We start from the raw sequence: 14942 nt of genomic DNA, 5'->3' as shown, positions 1-14942 counted from the left end.
AGAAGCATGATGATCCGTTGGTGCGCGGCGCTCGTGGCCGCTCTCGTCTCGATCTCGGTACCGGCCATGGCTGCAGATTACCCCTCGCCGCAGGACGGCAAGTGGACCGCAAAGGACTTCAAGTTTCACAGCGGCGAGGTGATGCCGGAATTGCGGCTGCACTACACCACGGTCGGCGCACCGACCGGACAGCCGGTGCTGGTGCTGCACGGCTCCGGCGGCTCGGCCGCCAGCATGCTGACGCCGAGCTTTGCCGGCCAGTTGTTCGGCCCCGGCCAGCCGCTCGACGCGGCGAAATACTACATCATCATCCCTGACGGCATCGGGCACGGCAAATCGTCGAAGCCGTCGGACGCGATGCGGACGAGCTTTCCGAAATACGACTACAACGACATGGTCGACGCGCAGTATAGGCTGGTCACCGAAGGGCTCGGCATCAGGCATCTGCGGCTCGTGATCGGTAACTCGATGGGCGGCATGCACACCTGGATCTGGGGCGTGCGCTATCCGCGGATGATGGACGTGCTGGTGCCGATGGCCTCGCAGCCGACCGCTATGGCGGCACGCAACTGGATGCTGCGGCGGACGATGCTGGAAACGATCCGCAACGATCCCGACTACAATGGCGGCAACTACACCAGCCAGCCGCGGATGATGAAATACGCCGTCGCCGCCTATCGCTTCGCCAGTGCCGGCGGCACGCTCGGCTACCAGACGCTGGCGCCGACCGCGGCGCAGGCCGACAAGCTGGTCGACGACCAGCTGGCGCTGCCGGTCACATCAGATGCCAACGACTACATCTATCAATGGGAGGCCTCGCACGACTACGATCCCTCCGCCGGAATGGAGAAGATCGAGGCCACCTGTGTGCCATCAATGCCGCCGACGATGAACGCAACCCGCCGGAGACCGGCGTCACTGAAGCTGCAGTGAAGCGGATCAAGAACGGCAGGGTTGATCTGATCCCGGCAAGCAGCGAGACACGCGGCCATCTCACCACCGGCGATGCGAAGTTCTATGCCAGGCAATTGCAGGAACTGTTGCAGACGGCGCCGACGATGTAGCGATCGAGGCCCGGGCAATGTCCGCTGATCGCTTCCGCCGCATTGCGCTGAGCCTGCCCGAGGTCGTTGAAGGCGCGCATCACGGCACAACCGATTTCCGCGTCGGCAAGCGCATCTTCGCAACCCTCGGCTATCCCGACCAGGATTGGGGCATGGTGAAGCTGACACCTGAGCAGCAGGCGATGGTGATCGAGGCCGAGCCCGAGATCTTCCGGCCGGTGCCGGGCGGCTGGGGCAAGAGCGGCAGCACCAATGTCCGCCTCGCGAAAGCGGATCAGATCACGCTGCGCAGCGTGCTCGAAATGGCGCGGGACAATATCGCGGTGAAAGCCGCGAAGAAGGCGCGCACGAAGCAACCAACCTGAGCGCAACCATCCCGCACTGCATCAAGCAAGACACGCGGATTCGCTGATTCTTTGAGCATGCATCCCGCGCGCGGTTCGTGCCTAATCGCGCAAACCCCGGATTCGCGTGACGCTATGCGCGGGTCACGTAGAAGTTTTCGCCGGAGGAAGGTAATGCGAAGGCTCACGCATGTCGCGGTGCTTGCGTGGCTCGCCATGATGGTGGGCGCTGCACTGGCGTTCGACAACGGCCAATACGACAACGTGCCGCCCGATATCCGCGCCTGGTTCAAGAGCGTGATCGCGCCGAATGGCGTGCCGTGCTGCGACATCTCCGACGGCCATCGCACCAGCTACGACGTTCGGGGCGGCGCCTATTGGGTGCCGATCGAGGGCGAGTGGATGATGGTGCCGGAGCGCGCCGTGATCCGCGATCGCGGCAACCCGGTCGGCGAGGCCGTGGTGTGGTACGTGCACCACCGCGGCAGCATCATCATCAGCTGCTTCGTTCCGGCGGATGCGGTCTGAACGGCGCCCGCCGCCTGCGCGGGAAGCCTGCGCGCGAGGTCGCGTCAATTTGAAACAGTTACTCCCTGTTAACCTTACTTTTTAACCAATAATTAAGGATGAGTTTGCGGGCGCCGTGAGGCGCGGCCTAGCGTCTGCAGAAATGCTCCGTAACCGCGAGTTGGTGCGTGCCATGGCTCTTCGAAGAATGGCGTATCGAACAACTGGGGCGCTGATGGCGTCCCTTGGCGTTGCAGCGCTGCTGCTTGCTTCCCCGACCGAGACATATGCGAGATCCGGATCCGCAGCGCGCGGCACGTTCTCCTCGCACCATCCAGCCTTCCGCCATCATGTGCGGGTCCCCGGCATCGTGTTGCCGGACGCGGGCGGTTATTATGATGGCGCGGCGAGCGTTCCCTTCGCTGCCGACGTCCCGGCGCCAGTCTCGAGCGACGTCCGTTACACCTACACCCAGGACGTGCCGTGGGATTGGGCGCATCGCTATCCGCCGGCCGTGGTGCCGTCGGATCGGCCCTATGTGTCGAGCTGCCCCACCGAGAGCGTCACGGTGCCCGGCCGGGGCGGCGACCGCACGGTCAACATCACGCGGTGCTACTGACGAATAGCTCGATCCCGTTCGCAAAAACAAAAGAGGCCGCCCGCAAGGACGGCCTCTCGTATTTTGGCAGACGCTCGGCGCGCCGGCAGACAGCCGGTCAGGAATCCTCGCCCTTCAGATGGCCGACGTGCTTCTGGGTGTAGAGCTCAAGGCCGATGCGCTTGATCAGGTCGAGCTGGGTCTCGAGGAAGTCGATGTGGTCTTCCTCGTCCTTCATCAGCTGCTCGAACAGGTCGCGGCTGACATAGTCCTTGACGCCATGGCAGTAGGTCGCCGCCTCCTGGTAGAGCGTGCGCGCGCCGATCTCGGCGGCGAGGTCACACTCGATGATCTCCTTGACGTCCTGGCCGATCTTCAGGGGATCGAGCACCTGCAGATTCGGGAAGCCGTCGAGGAACAGGATGCGATCGACGAATTTGTCGGCGTGCTCCATCTCCTCGATGGACTCCTTGCGCCAGACCTTGGCCATCTCCAGGAGGCCCCAATTGTTGAGCATCCGGTAGTGCAGCCAGTACTGATTGATGGCGGTCAGTTCGCTGCGCAGCCCCTTGTTCAGATAATCGATGACCTTCGGGTCGCCTTGCATGATCCACTCCACCTGTCGCGGCCAACCTAGGCCGGCGCTAAACTTAGAATGTTTCTAAATCAGTTTGCGGGCAAGAGCAACCCTTCGCAGAAGCAGCGCGTGGGTAACCGGATTCGAAGGATTTGGCGCAGCGTCTTCGAAGCGGAAGCCCGTTCGCCGTCAGGAAGCGCGTCGAAACGAGAAGCTTCAGCAGGCCGCGAGCGCGAATTCGGCCGGCTCGGCGTCCTCGTTGGCGGCGTGCGGATGGCCGCTGTGGGGGCAGCCGGAGCAGCAGGCCTTGGCGCAGGGACCGAGCGCCTCGTCGATGATCGCCTTGATGGTGCGCGCGCAGCGGCCGCATTCGGCACTGCAGCCGAGGCAGCCGTACACCTGCTTGGCATTTCGTGTCACGGCCCCACCGCCATTAACGGCATTGCGGACATCGTGGTCGCTGAGGACGTTACAGGAACAGACAATCATCGGAGAAAGGCGGGGTCCAACGGTGATGTTTGGCAATATGGATATTGTCGGCTCCCGCGGGATGCAAAAGGAAAAAGCGGTTTTTGTAGCAATTCCAAACTGATGCGGGATTCATATTGGAATGAGTCTAAATCGATCGGAGGTCAGGAATCCGACACCCGCCGGGTGGCTGACGGGCCAATAACCGCTGCCTTCGCCGCCGGCCCCCATGAGTAGGCGCCTCGCCGCGGCGCTATCGGGCTTGTGCGTTGCAAGATATTGCAAAAGCTGCAAGCATTTGGTCGCGAATGCGGCAGCGTCGTTCATTGATCATTCAAGCTGAATATGGAACCCTCCGGCGAGACAGATCGCCAATGCACGCTGTCCCTGCTGCCGCGAGAAAGGTGAGGCCATGAAGAAGACATTGCTGGCGCTTTGCGCCGTTGCCGCTGTGGCGGCTTCGACTGTGGCGGTGCCCGCCCCCGCCCAGGCACAACGTGGTGTCGCCGCCGGCGTCGCTGCGGGATTGATCGGTGGCGCCATTGTCGGTGGCGCGATCGCATCGCAGAACCGCTATTACGGTCCCGGATACGGCTACTATGCGCCCGGTCCGGCCTATGTCGCCGAACCCGGCTACGGCCCCGACTGCTTCTGGCAGCGCCAGCGGTTCTGGGACGGCTACACCTGGCGTGTTCGCAGCGTCCGCGTTTGCGATTGATCGCCGTTCATCTCGATTAAATCGAACCAGATGTCCCGGAAAACCGACTGTTTCTCCGGGACATCTGCTGCAGATGGCCAGAAAAAACCGCTTTTCTGCGCGATCAGCCTGCGGACGTTTACTTTCGGTTGACTGTTCTGCGCTGTTTAGCAAGACAGCAGTTCGAGATCAGCGTGTGAGTCACCTCAACCCGGCGCCGAACCACGACGCCACCACCTTCCAGGAGAGCCAAAGACATGAAGAAGACTTTAGCTGCCCTTGTCGCCGTTACCACGATTGCCGGTTCGCTGGCCGTTGCTCCGGCTGCCAAGGCTGGTGACGGCGGCGCCGTCGCGGCCGGCGTTGCCGGCGGCCTGATCGGCGGCGCCCTGCTGGGCGGCGCTATCGCAGGCGCTCGCCCCGCGCCGGTCTATGTCGCACCGGCGCCGGTTTACGTCGAAGAGGCCCCGTGCCGCATGGTTCGTGAGCGCTTCTGGGACGGCTACGGCTGGCGCTTCCGTCGCATCCAGGTTTGCGACTGATCGACCGACACGTTTTCAGCATCACACTCGAAAACCCGGCCTCGCGGCCGGGTTTTTGCTTTGCGCCACCAAGCGGTCTTGCGAGCCAGCCCGGTCAGCGCTGCCCATTCATCGCGCGCAGCACCGCCTCGCTCGGCCAGCAATCGACCTTTAGCCCGGCCTGCTTCTGATAGGCGCCGAGCGCCGCGCGGGTCTGCATCCCGGCCTTGCCGTCGAGCTTGTCCTTGTAGAGACCGATCTTCGTCAGCTGCTGCTGCATCGCCTCGACATCGGCGGAGCGCAGCTGCTTCGACGCCGACCATGGCGTCGCGAATGGCTGCGGGCTCGTCATGCGGTCGGCGAGGTGGCCGACGAACAGCACGTAGAGATCGGAGAAATTGTATTCCTTGATCACGAAGTAGTTCGGCGTGGTCAGGAAGGCCGGACCGTAGCTGCCTTCCGGCTGCAGCAGCGACGCCGATTGCGCCTGCTCGGCGGCGCTGAGCTTCTGCCCGCGCACCGGCACGAAGCCGGCGCGCAGCCACTGGCTGATCGGCTTCGTCACTTCAGGCACGCCCATCGTGCAGTCGGCATTGGCCGGCGCCTGCACCTCATAAGCCCAGCGCACGCCGGGCTGCCAGCCCTTGTTGACCAGCTGCTGCGCGGCGGAGGCGAGCGCGTCCGGCACCGAATGCCAGATGTCGACGCGGCCGTCGCCGTCGAGATCGACGCCGTGCTTGTAATATTCCGACGGCAGGAACTGGGTGTAGCCGGTCGCTCCCGCCCACGATGAGCGCATCTCCTTGCGCGTCACCGCGCCCTCGCCGAGGATCTTCAGCGCCAGGATGAACTCGGTACGGTACTGATCCTTGCGACGGCCGACATAGGCCTGCGTTGCCACCACGCGCAACGTGTCGTAGGGCAGAGAATAGCGTCCGTAGTCGGTCTCGCGGCCCCAGATCGCCAGCACGACGGTGGCCGGGACGCCGAACCGCTTCTCGATCGCATCGAGCGAGGAGCGATACTTCTGCATCAGCCGCTGCCCTTCGGCGGCGAGCCGCGCGATCGAGGCTTCCCTGATATAATCGGCCGGCACCTGCACGAACTCGGCCTGCGCCGGTGCGCCGGTCTTGGGACGTCCTGGCAGGATCAGGTCGGGCAGCTTGTAGTCGGGCTCGAGCGAGCGCGTCTCGCGATCGAAGGTTTCGCGCGACACGCCGGCGGCCTTGGCCTCCGGCCACAGCGAGGCGATGAATTGCGTGAACGCGGCATCGGCGGCGCGCGCGGGTGAGACGACGGATGCGAGCAGGAGCCCGAGGGCAAGCGCGCGGAGGAATGTCAAATCCAACAACCTGTTCACGCAGCGGTCCAATGGGCGCGGCATCAGGCCAACGCCCGCGATATCAGTGTCGTGAGCCTTACCACGACACCGGATTGCTGTGAACCTTGGCGGCCGCGCTCAATGCGCGGCCTGCTTGGCGCCTTCAATCGAGTCGTTCGACAGCTTGTCGACGATGGCGATGCCGATCGCCGACAGGATGAAGACGCAGTGGATGATGGTCTGCCACATCACGCCGGTCTCGGTGTAGTTGCCCTTGCCTGACGACAGCGCGCCGGCCTCGATGAAGGTGCGCAGCAGATGGATCGAGGAGATGCCGATGATCGCCATCGCCAGCTTGATCTTCAGCACGCTGGCATTGACGTGGCTGAGCCATTCCGGCTCGTCCGGGTGTCCCTGCAGATTGAGGCGCGACACGAAGGTCTCGTAGCCGCCAACGATCACCATCACCAACAGGTTCGAGATCATGACGACGTCGATCAGGCCGAGAACGGCCAGCATGATCTGCTGCTCGCTGAAATCGAAGGCATGGGCGAACAGGTGCCACAGTTCCTTGAGGAACAGCACGACATAGACGCCCTGGGCGATGATCAGGCCGACATAGAGTGGCAATTGCAGCCAGCGCGATCCGAAGATCAGCATGGGAACGGGACGCAGCGACCGGCCCTTCGCGGGGGCGCGCGCCTCAGAAAGTGCGGACATGGTGGAGTGCTCGCAGGATTGAAAATTGCGGAGCGCTCTATCTACGCAATCCCGCGCGCTTGAAAAGCGACAACTGGCCGCAGATTGCGCCGCGATGCCGTCACGATCCTGCCAACGAAGAACGGTCGAGCGCGGCGAGATGCCGCGTTCGACCGTTCATACTGGTCAGCGCGTCAGCTTCTTGTACTTCACGCGATGCGGAATGATGCTGTCCTGGCCGAGCCGGCGCATTTTGTCCTTTTCGTAATCCTGGAAGTTGCCCTCGAACCATTCGACATGGCTGTCGCCCTCGAAGGCCAGGATGTGGGTCGCGATGCGGTCGAGGAACCAGCGGTCATGGCTGATGATGACGGCGCAACCGGCGAAATCCTCGAGCGCCTCTTCCAGCGCGCGCAGCGTGTCGACGTCGAGGTCGTTGGTCGGTTCGTCGAGCAGCAGCACGTTGGCGCCCGACTTCAGCATCTTGGCGAGATGCACGCGGTTGCGCTCACCGCCCGACAGCGCACCGACCTTCTTCTGCTGGTCGGCGCCCTTGAAGTTGAACGCCGAGCAGTAGCCGCGCGAATTGACTTCCTTCTTGCCGAGCAGGATCAGCTCGTTGCCGCCGGAGATCTCCTCCCACACCGTCTTGTTGCCCTCGAGCGCGTCGCGCGACTGGTCGACATAGCCGAGGTGCACGGTCTCGCCGACCGTGATGGTGCCCTTGTCCGGCGTCTCCTGCTCGGTAATCATCTTGAACAGCGTGGTCTTGCCGGCGCCGTTGGCGCCGATCACGCCAACGATGCCGCCGGGCGGCAGCTTGAAGGTGAGATCGTCGATCAAGAGGCGATCGCCAAATCCCTTGCTGAGGCCTTCGAAGTCGACGACGTTGGCGCCGAGCCGCTCGGCGACCGGAATGATGATCTGCGCGGTCTGGGTCTGCTTCTCGCTCGCCTTCTTGAGCAGCTCCTCATAGCGCTGGTAGCGGGCCTTCGACTTGGCCTGACGCGCCTTCGGCGAGGACGCGACCCATTCCTGCTCGCGGGCCAGCGTCTTCTGATGCGCGGCGTCCTCGCGGCCTTCCTGCTCGAGCCGCTTCTGCTTCTGCACCAGCCAGGACGAGTAATTGCCCTCGTAGGGGATGCCGCGGCCGCGGTCGAGCTCGAGGATCCAGCCGGTGACGTTGTCGAGGAAGTAACGGTCGTGGGTGACGATCAGGATCGCGCCGGGATAGTTGCGCAGATGGCCTTCCAGCCACGACACCGACTCGGCGTCGAGATGGTTGGTCGGCTCGTCGAGCAGCAGCAATTCCGGCTGGTCGAGCAGCAGGCGGCACAGCGCCACGCGGCGGCGCTCACCGCCGGACAGCTTGGTGACGTCGGCATCGTCGGGCGGGCAGCGCAGCGCGTCCATCGCCTGGTCGACCTTGCTGTCGAGATCCCACAGGCCCTGGGCCTCGATCTCGTCCTGCAGCTTGGTCATCTCGTCGGCGGTCTCGTCCGAATAGTTGACCGCGAGCTCGTTGTAACGGTCGAGAATCGCCTTCTGCTTGGCGACGCCCTGCATGACGTTCTCACGAACGTTGAGTGCCGGATCGAGGTGCGGCTCCTGCTCGAGATAGCCGACGCGGGCGCCCTCGGCGACCCAGGCCTCGCCGTTATACTCCTTGTCGAGGCCGGCCATGATCTTGAGCAGCGTCGACTTGCCCGAGCCGTTGACGCCGAGCACGCCGATCTTGGCGTCCGGGTAGAAGCTCAGATGGATGTTATCGAGCACCTTGCGGGTCGGGTACGCCTTGGTCAGACCCTGCATGAAATAGATGAACTGGCGAGCCATCCGCTGTCCCTGGAATTGATCCGATTTGTGGAAATTTTGCTGCCGCCGATGTAACGGCCGGCCCCCGAAAGCGCAACCGCGGGACCTCTGTTTTCCGTCCGTTCACCACGTTTCGCGGCTTCACCACGGATGATTACGGGTTCGACGTCATGTGTGCGCCGAATCACGACAATTGAAACCATCTTTTAATAAATCAGGCCAAAACTCGTTCTCAACGTCGAAAAACGGCGATTTTCGCGGCAGAACCGCGGCCAAAACAGTTGAGGCCACTTCATGGCTACCATCATTTCAGCACCCCTTCCGCGCCCGACGACCAAAGGCGAGGCGACGCTGTTCGCCGAATTCCGTGCCTTTTGGCGCGCCTTCGTCGCCAAGGCTTTCAATCCCTACCGGCCGGAACTGCACTATATGCGCGGCCCGGGTCCGGCCTGCCGTGCCAAGCAGATGGCGCTGTCGCCGGCGGTCCGCTCGATGCTCGCCGGTATCCGCGCCACGAAGAAGCCGTCGCCGCGCGTGTGACAATCGCCGCTTTTTGAAACCGCGGCCGCTTGCGCGCCTGCCGATTGCGCGCGACCATAACGGGTATCCCGACGGTTGATCTCCCGCCGTCGTCCTCACCCTGAATGGACCTCCCCGATGACGCGGCTCCGCTGTGCAATCCTCGACGACTATTTTGACATCGCGCTTTCGGTGGCCGACTGGCCGAAGGTCAAGGACCGGGTCGACGTCACCGTGTTCGACAAGCCGTTCGCGAGCGAGGCGGAAGCGGCGACGAAGCTGAAGGATTTCGAGATCATCTGCGCGATGCGCGAGCGCACCCCGTTCCCGAAGAGCCTGCTCGACGCGTTGCCCAGGCTGCAGCTCCTGATCACGTCAGGCATGCGCAACGCGGCGATCGACATGGAGGCCGCCAAGGACCGCAAGGTGGTGTTGTGCGGCACCCAATATAACCGCGATCCCACCGCGCCACTGACCATGGGCCTGATCCTGGAACTGACCCGCGGCATCGGCCGCGAGAACGCGCGCATGCGCGCCGGCGAGGCCTGGCAGACCTTTGCCGGTACCGAGATCGAGGGCAAGACGCTCGGCATCATCGGCCTCGGCAAGCTCGGCAGCAAGGTCGCCGGCATGGCCAAGGTGTTCGGCATGAACGTCATCGCCTGGAGTCCCAATCTGACGCCGGAGAAGTGCAAGGAGGCCGGCGTCGGCTATGCCAACAAGGACGAGCTGTTCGCGACATCAGACATCATCACCATCCATGTCGTGCTGAGCCCGCGCTCGCGCGGACTGGTCGGCGCCGCCGATCTCGCCCGCATGAAGCCGTCGGCCTATCTCGTCAACACCGCGCGCGGGCCGATCGTCGATGAGGACGCCCTGTTCGCGGCGCTGCGCGACAAGACGATCGCCGGCGCCGGCATCGACGTGTTCTCGGTCGAGCCGCTGCCGTCGGATCATCCGCTGCGCAAGCTCGACAATGTCGTGATCACGCCGCATCTCGGCTACGCGACGCGCGAGAGCCTGCAGGCGCATTATCAGCAGATGGTCCAATGCATCGACGCCTTCACCAAGGGCAGCGAGCCGCCGCGGCGCCTGGCCTGACAGTAGCATTCACCGCGACTAGCCGAGCCAGCGGAACGCGCGTTCGAGCTCGGCGCGGCCGTTCCGGTCGTACCAGCGCCCGTGGGCGAGGATGATCCGCTCCGGATCCCATTCGATCATGCGGGCGACGGCGGCCTTCATCGCGTCCCTGTCCTGCAGGAAGGTCGAGCGCAGATCGGTTGGCGTGCTGCCATCGGGATCGCGCACGCCGCCGAGCCAGATCAGGAACCGCATCAACGGCGAGCGGACTCGTCCGGCCTCAAAATTCTCGATCAGGTCCGTCAGCAGCAATGTCCGCGACGGCAGATGGAAGAACACGACCTCCGTCATATAGCTGCCTGCCACCGGCAGCGTCGCGATCCACTCATCCCAGGGATAGCCGGATGATCGTTCCAGTGGCTCGCCTTCGAAGGTCAGCCGATTGTCCGCCTGTTGCTTGATCCCGGGCGCAAGGAAGATGCGCGCATCCGGATAGGCAGCATGCCATTCCGGAATCCACCAATAGTGCAGACGATTCGGACCGATGATCCAGCGCGGTACGCCCAGCTCAACGATTGCGGCCTTGAGCTCGGCCAGCAATGGTGTCGGCGAGTGAATGAACAGCCGCCCACCCGGCAGACGAACGATCGTCGCGCGCGTTGGAAACGGCATCTTGAACCAGCGCGGACCGAACCGGATGATCGGACCATCGATCATCCATACGTCATCGGCGACAGGCTTTGGCGCATTCAGCGGCGGATAGGTCTCGCAGACGTCCTGCATCGCATTGCTTCCCAAGCTGCAACGTCGAAATGCGCGGCTTGTTGCAACAAAAAAGGCGCGCTGTTCGCGCGCCTTTTTCAATGATGAACTTGCCGGTTGGCCTAGCGCACCGTCACCGGTGCGGGCAGCGGCTGCACCGTGGTCGGCTGCGTGCCGGGCAGCGGCGCGGCCGCCTGAGTCTGGGCCGCAGAGGGAGCCATCGGGTTCGCGGGCGCGGCAGAAGCCGTCGCCGTTCCCGGCGGCGGACCACCGGGCAGCACAACCACGCGGGTGCCGACCTTGGCACGCTCGAACAGGTCGGAGACGTCCTCGTTCAGCATGCCGATGCAGCCCGACGAGACGAACTTGCCGATGGTCGACGGCTGGTTGGTGCCGTGAATACGGTACACGGTCGAGCCGAGATACATCGCGCGGGCGCCGAGCGGGTTGCCGGGTCCGCCGGCCATGAAGCGCGGCAGATAGGGCTGACGCTCGATCATCTCGGTCGGCGGATGCCAATCCGGCCACTCGGCCTTGCGGGTGATCTTCTGCACGCCGGTCCACGTGAAGCCGTCGCGGCCGACACGGACGCCGTAACGAACCGCCCGGCCATTGCCCAGGATGTAATAGAGGTAGGTGTTCGACGTATCGACAACGATCGTGCCTGCCGGCTCCTTGGTCGCGAACGCCACTTCCTGGCGACGCAGATTCGGCGGCAGTTGCGCCGGGGCGTCTTCGGGCTGCTCGTCCGGGGGCAGCGCCGCGATCTGCACCGGCTTGCCGTTGGCATCGACCGGCGCCTGCTGCTGCGGCACGGCTCCGGTAACGCCCTCGGGCGGACGCATGCCGCCGCGGTCGTCGCCGTAGGAAACGCCGGCGGCCGGAACGCCATTGTCGCGATTGGCTTGTTGCGCACCCGGACGGTCGCCGTAGATCACCGGCGGCGGCCCCATCGGACGGCCGTAGCGGGGATCATCGGGCGACATCACCGGCCCAGTCGGCGCGCCACGGTCGGAATAGACCGGAGGAGCATTCATCGGGCGGCCATAGCGCGGATCGTCCGGCGACATCACCGGACCGGTCGGCGCGCCACGATCGGAATAGGCGGGCGCATTCGCCGGACGGCCATAGCGCGGGTCGTTCGGCGACAGCACCGGGCCGGGCGGCGGCAATGCAGCCGAATCCTGCCCGTCATCGTCATTGAGTGCGTCGAAATCCGGCATGCTGCCCTGGGGGTAGGGCTGGGGCGCCGTCGAATAGGCGGTGCCTTGGGGCGCCGGGTAACCCTGCTGCGCATGCGCAAGCGAGGTTCCTGCCACGCCGAGAGCCGCGGCAGCGCAAATCGTCAGAATGCGGTTGATCATCATTGCTCTGTTATAGTCCCCAAGCCACACCGGACTGTTAACGGCCCAATGCAGGAAGATAGCGGCGCATTCAAGACAAATCCGCGAAACCCGGGCTATTCCGGGCCTTTTGTGATTTCGCGTCAACGCTGCGGCAAAGATGTCTCACGGGTCGGGAATGTTTGTCCACGTGGCCAAAGTCATCAATCACCCGCATTTTGTAACAAACAGTCGCGGGACGTTGCGATATCTTCGAATCGGCCTGATTCGCGCTCGCGACGCCGGCTTTCTTGTGTGGTCACCGCGTTCCCTCGACATCGAAGACCCTCCCGCAGAAGGGGGAACCCGCGCCCATGCTCCCCGGCCTTCGTTTTCTGTTCGCCGCGATCGTGCTGGCGACTTCGCTTCTGGTGTTCGGGTTAGGGGCAGCCGCGCTGTTTCGCGCGGCGCATGAAGAGTTCGCCAGCATTCCGGCCCGCCGGGCACCGCCGCCCGAGCCGCAATTCGCGCAGCAGCCCGAGACGCCGCCAGTGCTTGCCATGGTGCGGGTCGACCCGCCCGCCGCCGACAAGGTGACGACCGATACGCCAGCAGCCCCGTCCGAGCCGGCCGCGTCCGAACAACCGGCCGCTCCCGCTGAGATCGCCGCCCCTGCAGCCGAGCCGGAGAAGGTCGCCGCCGTGACGGCGGATGATCCGGTCCCACCCGCTCCGCCGAAGCCGGAGGCCCAAGCCACGGAGACCCCGGCGCCGGCCCAATCCGCCGACACTGCGGCTCAGACTCCGACCGCAGATCCCTCGGCGGCATCGGAGCCGACGCCCGCTGCCGCCGAAGCCGCACCGGCGGCTACGGAGGCCAAGGTCGCCGCCGTCGCCGATCCGCCCGGCCCCAGCGAGCCCGCGCTTCCGCCGCCGGCACCCGCGATGGCAGCGCCGGAGCCCGCCCCGCCGCCATCACCCGAGGCGATCGCGGCCGCGACCAAGATCGCGACGCTGGGTGGGCCTGAAGTTGTTGTCGAAGCGCCGGTGGCGCCGAAGGCCGCTGAGGCGAAGAAGCCGGAGCGCAGCGCGGTCAGCAAGCCGGCACATCGCAAGGAGCGGCGGCGGATTGTCCGCGCGCCGCCGGTTCGGCAGATCGTTCAGCAGCAGCAGCTCGATCCGTTCGGCCAGCCGACGCTGGTGCCGCTCACCCGCCGCTAGCAAGCAGGAATGACCTGTCAGGCCGGTCCCGTCGCGATCGGCGGGCCGCTCGCCTGCCCCCATTCCGACCACGAGCCGTCATAGAGCGCGCTCTCGGTGACGCCGAGCCGGTAAAGCGCCAGCGTCAGCACGCCGGCCGAGACGCCGGAGCCGCAGCTCGTGACGATGGGCGCATCGAGCTTTACGCCGGCGCCCGCGAACGACTTGCGCAGGTCATCGAGCGGCTTCATCTCGCCGGTCGCGGCATCGAACAATTGGTTGTAGGGCACGTTGCGGGCGCCTGGGATGTGGCCGGCGCGGATGCCCGGACGCGGCTCCGGCGCGCGGCCTTCGAAGCGGTCGGCGGCGCGCGCATCGATCACCTGCTCGGCACGGCTTTCGACATTGGCGATCATCTGCTCGATGCTGCGCACGCGCTGCGGATCGTAGCTCGCCTTGAAGGTCGCAGGCTTCGGCTTCACCTCGCCGCTCTCGACCGCCCTGCCCTCGGCGCGCCACTTCTTCAAACCGCCGTTGAGAATGCGCACGTTGCGATGGCCATAGGACAGGAACATCCACCAGGCGCGCGGTGCCGCGACCCAGCCGCCGGAATCGTAGATCACCACGGTGTCGGCATTGCCGATGCCAAGCGCACCGATGTCGCGGCCGAACTGCTCGGCGCTGGGAAACATGTGCGGCAGCGGATTGGCATGGTCGGACACCGCGTCGACATCGAAGAACACAGCACCCGGCAGATGCGCGGCGAGATAATCGTCCTTCGGCAATGGCAGCACGCCGGGCAGCTTGAAGGTCGCGTCGAGCACCTTGACGTTGGCATCGCCGAGATGCGCAGCCAGCCATTCGGTCGAAACGAGCGGATCGTCGGTCATCGTCATCTTGCGTGTTTCTCCATCGTCATTGCCGGACTTGATCCGGCAATCCATCTTGCCTTGAAGCGATGGACACGCGGGTCAAGCCCGCGTGTGACATCCTGCCTAGCCCTTCTTCTTCGGCTCCCACGCCTCGATCGGCCCGCCGGCCTCGCGCCAGGCGGCAAAGCCGCCGCCCATATGCGCGACCGGCTTCAGGCCCATGTCCTTTGCGGTCTTGGCGGCGAGCGCCGAGCGCAGGCCGCCGGCGCAGTGGAAGATGAACTTCTTGTCTTCCTGGAAGATCGGCTTGGCATAAGGGCTGTTCGGATCGATCCAGAACTCCAGCATGCCGCGGGTGCAGGAGAACGCGCCGGGGATCTTGCCGTCGCGCTCGATCTCGCGGGGATCGCGGATGTCGACGATGACGACGTCGTTCTTGCCGATCAGCGTGATCGCGTCGGCCGCGCTGATGGTCTCGATCTCGGCATTGGCCTCGTCGATCATCACCTTGATGCCGCGGTGGATGTTCTGGGGCATGGGGCTCTCCCTGGCTTTTCTTGATCGTCATTCTGGGGCG

At 64.6% G+C, this 14942-nt stretch carries 17 protein-coding genes and 1 pseudogene; 9 read left to right on the top strand and 9 right to left on the bottom strand.

The genetic code is table 11. The features are described from left to right. Positions 1 to 9 precede the first annotated feature (9 nt). The 4 genes and pseudogenes from J2R78_RS24660 (at position 10) to J2R78_RS24645 (ending at position 2534) form a co-directional block, all read left to right on the top strand. Positions 10 to 1064 (top strand): annotated as a pseudogene (locus tag J2R78_RS24660) (alpha/beta fold hydrolase). 17 nt (positions 1065 to 1081) lie between these two features. Beyond that, positions 1082 to 1429, top strand: a complete 348-nt coding sequence (locus J2R78_RS24655) for an MmcQ/YjbR family DNA-binding protein (RefSeq protein WP_253607161.1) — start codon at positions 1082 to 1084, stop codon at positions 1427 to 1429. Between the two features lie 153 nt (positions 1430 to 1582). After that, complete coding sequence (locus tag J2R78_RS24650; RefSeq protein WP_229193198.1) at positions 1583 to 1936, top strand: hypothetical protein; 354 nt, start codon at positions 1583 to 1585, stop codon at positions 1934 to 1936. A gap of 187 nt (positions 1937 to 2123) precedes the next feature. Next, complete coding sequence (locus tag J2R78_RS24645; protein ID WP_253607160.1) at positions 2124 to 2534, top strand: hypothetical protein; 411 nt, start codon at positions 2124 to 2126, stop codon at positions 2532 to 2534. Between the two features lie 97 nt (positions 2535 to 2631). Here J2R78_RS24645 and bfr read toward each other — a convergent pair whose 3' ends face one another. Together bfr and J2R78_RS24635 are read right to left on the bottom strand one after the other, a co-directional pair. Continuing rightward, entirely contained in the window at positions 2632 to 3120 is a 489-nt protein-coding gene (gene bfr, locus J2R78_RS24640; RefSeq protein ID WP_026193251.1) for a bacterioferritin, read from the bottom strand. 186 nt (positions 3121 to 3306) lie between these two features. Continuing rightward, entirely contained in the window at positions 3307 to 3579 is a 273-nt protein-coding gene (locus J2R78_RS24635; RefSeq protein ID WP_253607159.1) for a bacterioferritin-associated ferredoxin, read from the bottom strand. A 391-nt stretch (positions 3580 to 3970) separates the two neighbouring features. Here J2R78_RS24635 and J2R78_RS24630 point away from each other — a divergent pair, with 391 nt between their 5' ends. Together J2R78_RS24630 and J2R78_RS24625 are read left to right on the top strand one after the other, a co-directional pair. Then, positions 3971 to 4276: a hypothetical protein gene (locus tag J2R78_RS24630; RefSeq protein WP_016843729.1), complete on the top strand. Its 306-nt coding sequence runs from the start codon at positions 3971 to 3973 to the stop codon at positions 4274 to 4276. 236 nt (positions 4277 to 4512) lie between these two features. Beyond that, complete coding sequence (locus tag J2R78_RS24625; protein ID WP_016843728.1) at positions 4513 to 4797, top strand: hypothetical protein; 285 nt, start codon at positions 4513 to 4515, stop codon at positions 4795 to 4797. Positions 4798 to 4891: 94 nt separating this feature from the next. Here J2R78_RS24625 and J2R78_RS24620 read toward each other — a convergent pair whose 3' ends face one another. From J2R78_RS24620 to ettA, 3 genes are all read right to left on the bottom strand, one after another. After that, the gene (locus J2R78_RS24620; protein WP_375167056.1) at positions 4892 to 6160 is read right to left on the bottom strand and encodes a lytic murein transglycosylase; all 1269 of its coding nucleotides are present in this window, start codon (positions 6158 to 6160) and stop codon (positions 4892 to 4894) included. Positions 6161 to 6235: 75 nt separating this feature from the next. Further along, complete coding sequence (locus tag J2R78_RS24615; RefSeq protein WP_057019130.1) at positions 6236 to 6817, bottom strand: TIGR00645 family protein; 582 nt, start codon at positions 6815 to 6817, stop codon at positions 6236 to 6238. A 165-nt stretch (positions 6818 to 6982) separates the two neighbouring features. After that, positions 6983 to 8632, bottom strand: coding sequence for an energy-dependent translational throttle protein EttA (gene ettA, locus J2R78_RS24610; protein ID WP_253607158.1), 1650 nt, complete (start codon positions 8630 to 8632; stop codon positions 6983 to 6985). 273 nt (positions 8633 to 8905) lie between these two features. On the opposite strand from ettA, the gene J2R78_RS24605 reads away from it, so the two are divergent. Both J2R78_RS24605 and J2R78_RS24600 read left to right on the top strand, forming a co-directional pair. Then, complete coding sequence (locus tag J2R78_RS24605) at positions 8906 to 9151, top strand: hypothetical protein (protein ID WP_253607157.1); 246 nt, start codon at positions 8906 to 8908, stop codon at positions 9149 to 9151. Between the two features lie 117 nt (positions 9152 to 9268). After that, positions 9269 to 10231, top strand: coding sequence for a D-2-hydroxyacid dehydrogenase family protein (locus tag J2R78_RS24600; protein ID WP_253607156.1), 963 nt, complete (start codon positions 9269 to 9271; stop codon positions 10229 to 10231). Between the two features lie 18 nt (positions 10232 to 10249). On the opposite strand, the gene J2R78_RS24595 is transcribed toward J2R78_RS24600, so the two are convergent. Beyond that, complete coding sequence (locus J2R78_RS24595; protein WP_253607155.1) at positions 10250 to 10993, bottom strand: DUF4336 domain-containing protein; 744 nt, start codon at positions 10991 to 10993, stop codon at positions 10250 to 10252. 101 nt (positions 10994 to 11094) lie between these two features. Further along, complete coding sequence (locus J2R78_RS24590; RefSeq protein WP_253607154.1) at positions 11095 to 12339, bottom strand: L,D-transpeptidase; 1245 nt, start codon at positions 12337 to 12339, stop codon at positions 11095 to 11097. A 329-nt stretch (positions 12340 to 12668) separates the two neighbouring features. Here J2R78_RS24590 and J2R78_RS24585 point away from each other — a divergent pair, with 329 nt between their 5' ends. Beyond that, positions 12669 to 13514: a hypothetical protein gene (locus J2R78_RS24585; RefSeq protein WP_253607153.1), complete on the top strand. Its 846-nt coding sequence runs from the start codon at positions 12669 to 12671 to the stop codon at positions 13512 to 13514. A gap of 17 nt (positions 13515 to 13531) precedes the next feature. Here the strand turns inward: J2R78_RS24585 and sseA are convergent, their stop codons facing one another. Both sseA and J2R78_RS24575 read right to left on the bottom strand, forming a co-directional pair. After that, on the bottom strand, positions 13532 to 14389 hold the full coding sequence (gene sseA, locus J2R78_RS24580) for a 3-mercaptopyruvate sulfurtransferase (protein WP_253607152.1): 858 nt from the start codon (positions 14387 to 14389) through the stop codon (positions 13532 to 13534). A gap of 99 nt (positions 14390 to 14488) precedes the next feature. Continuing rightward, entirely contained in the window at positions 14489 to 14902 is a 414-nt protein-coding gene (locus J2R78_RS24575; RefSeq protein WP_016847778.1) for a rhodanese-like domain-containing protein, read from the bottom strand. Positions 14903 to 14942 lie beyond the last annotated feature (40 nt).

Origin of the sequence: Bradyrhizobium sp. USDA 4538 (assembly GCF_024171045.1) — a bacterium.
Lineage (GTDB): Bacteria > Pseudomonadota > Alphaproteobacteria > Rhizobiales > Xanthobacteraceae > Bradyrhizobium > Bradyrhizobium australafricanum.
This window is presented reverse-complemented; position numbering and strand designations above follow the sequence as displayed.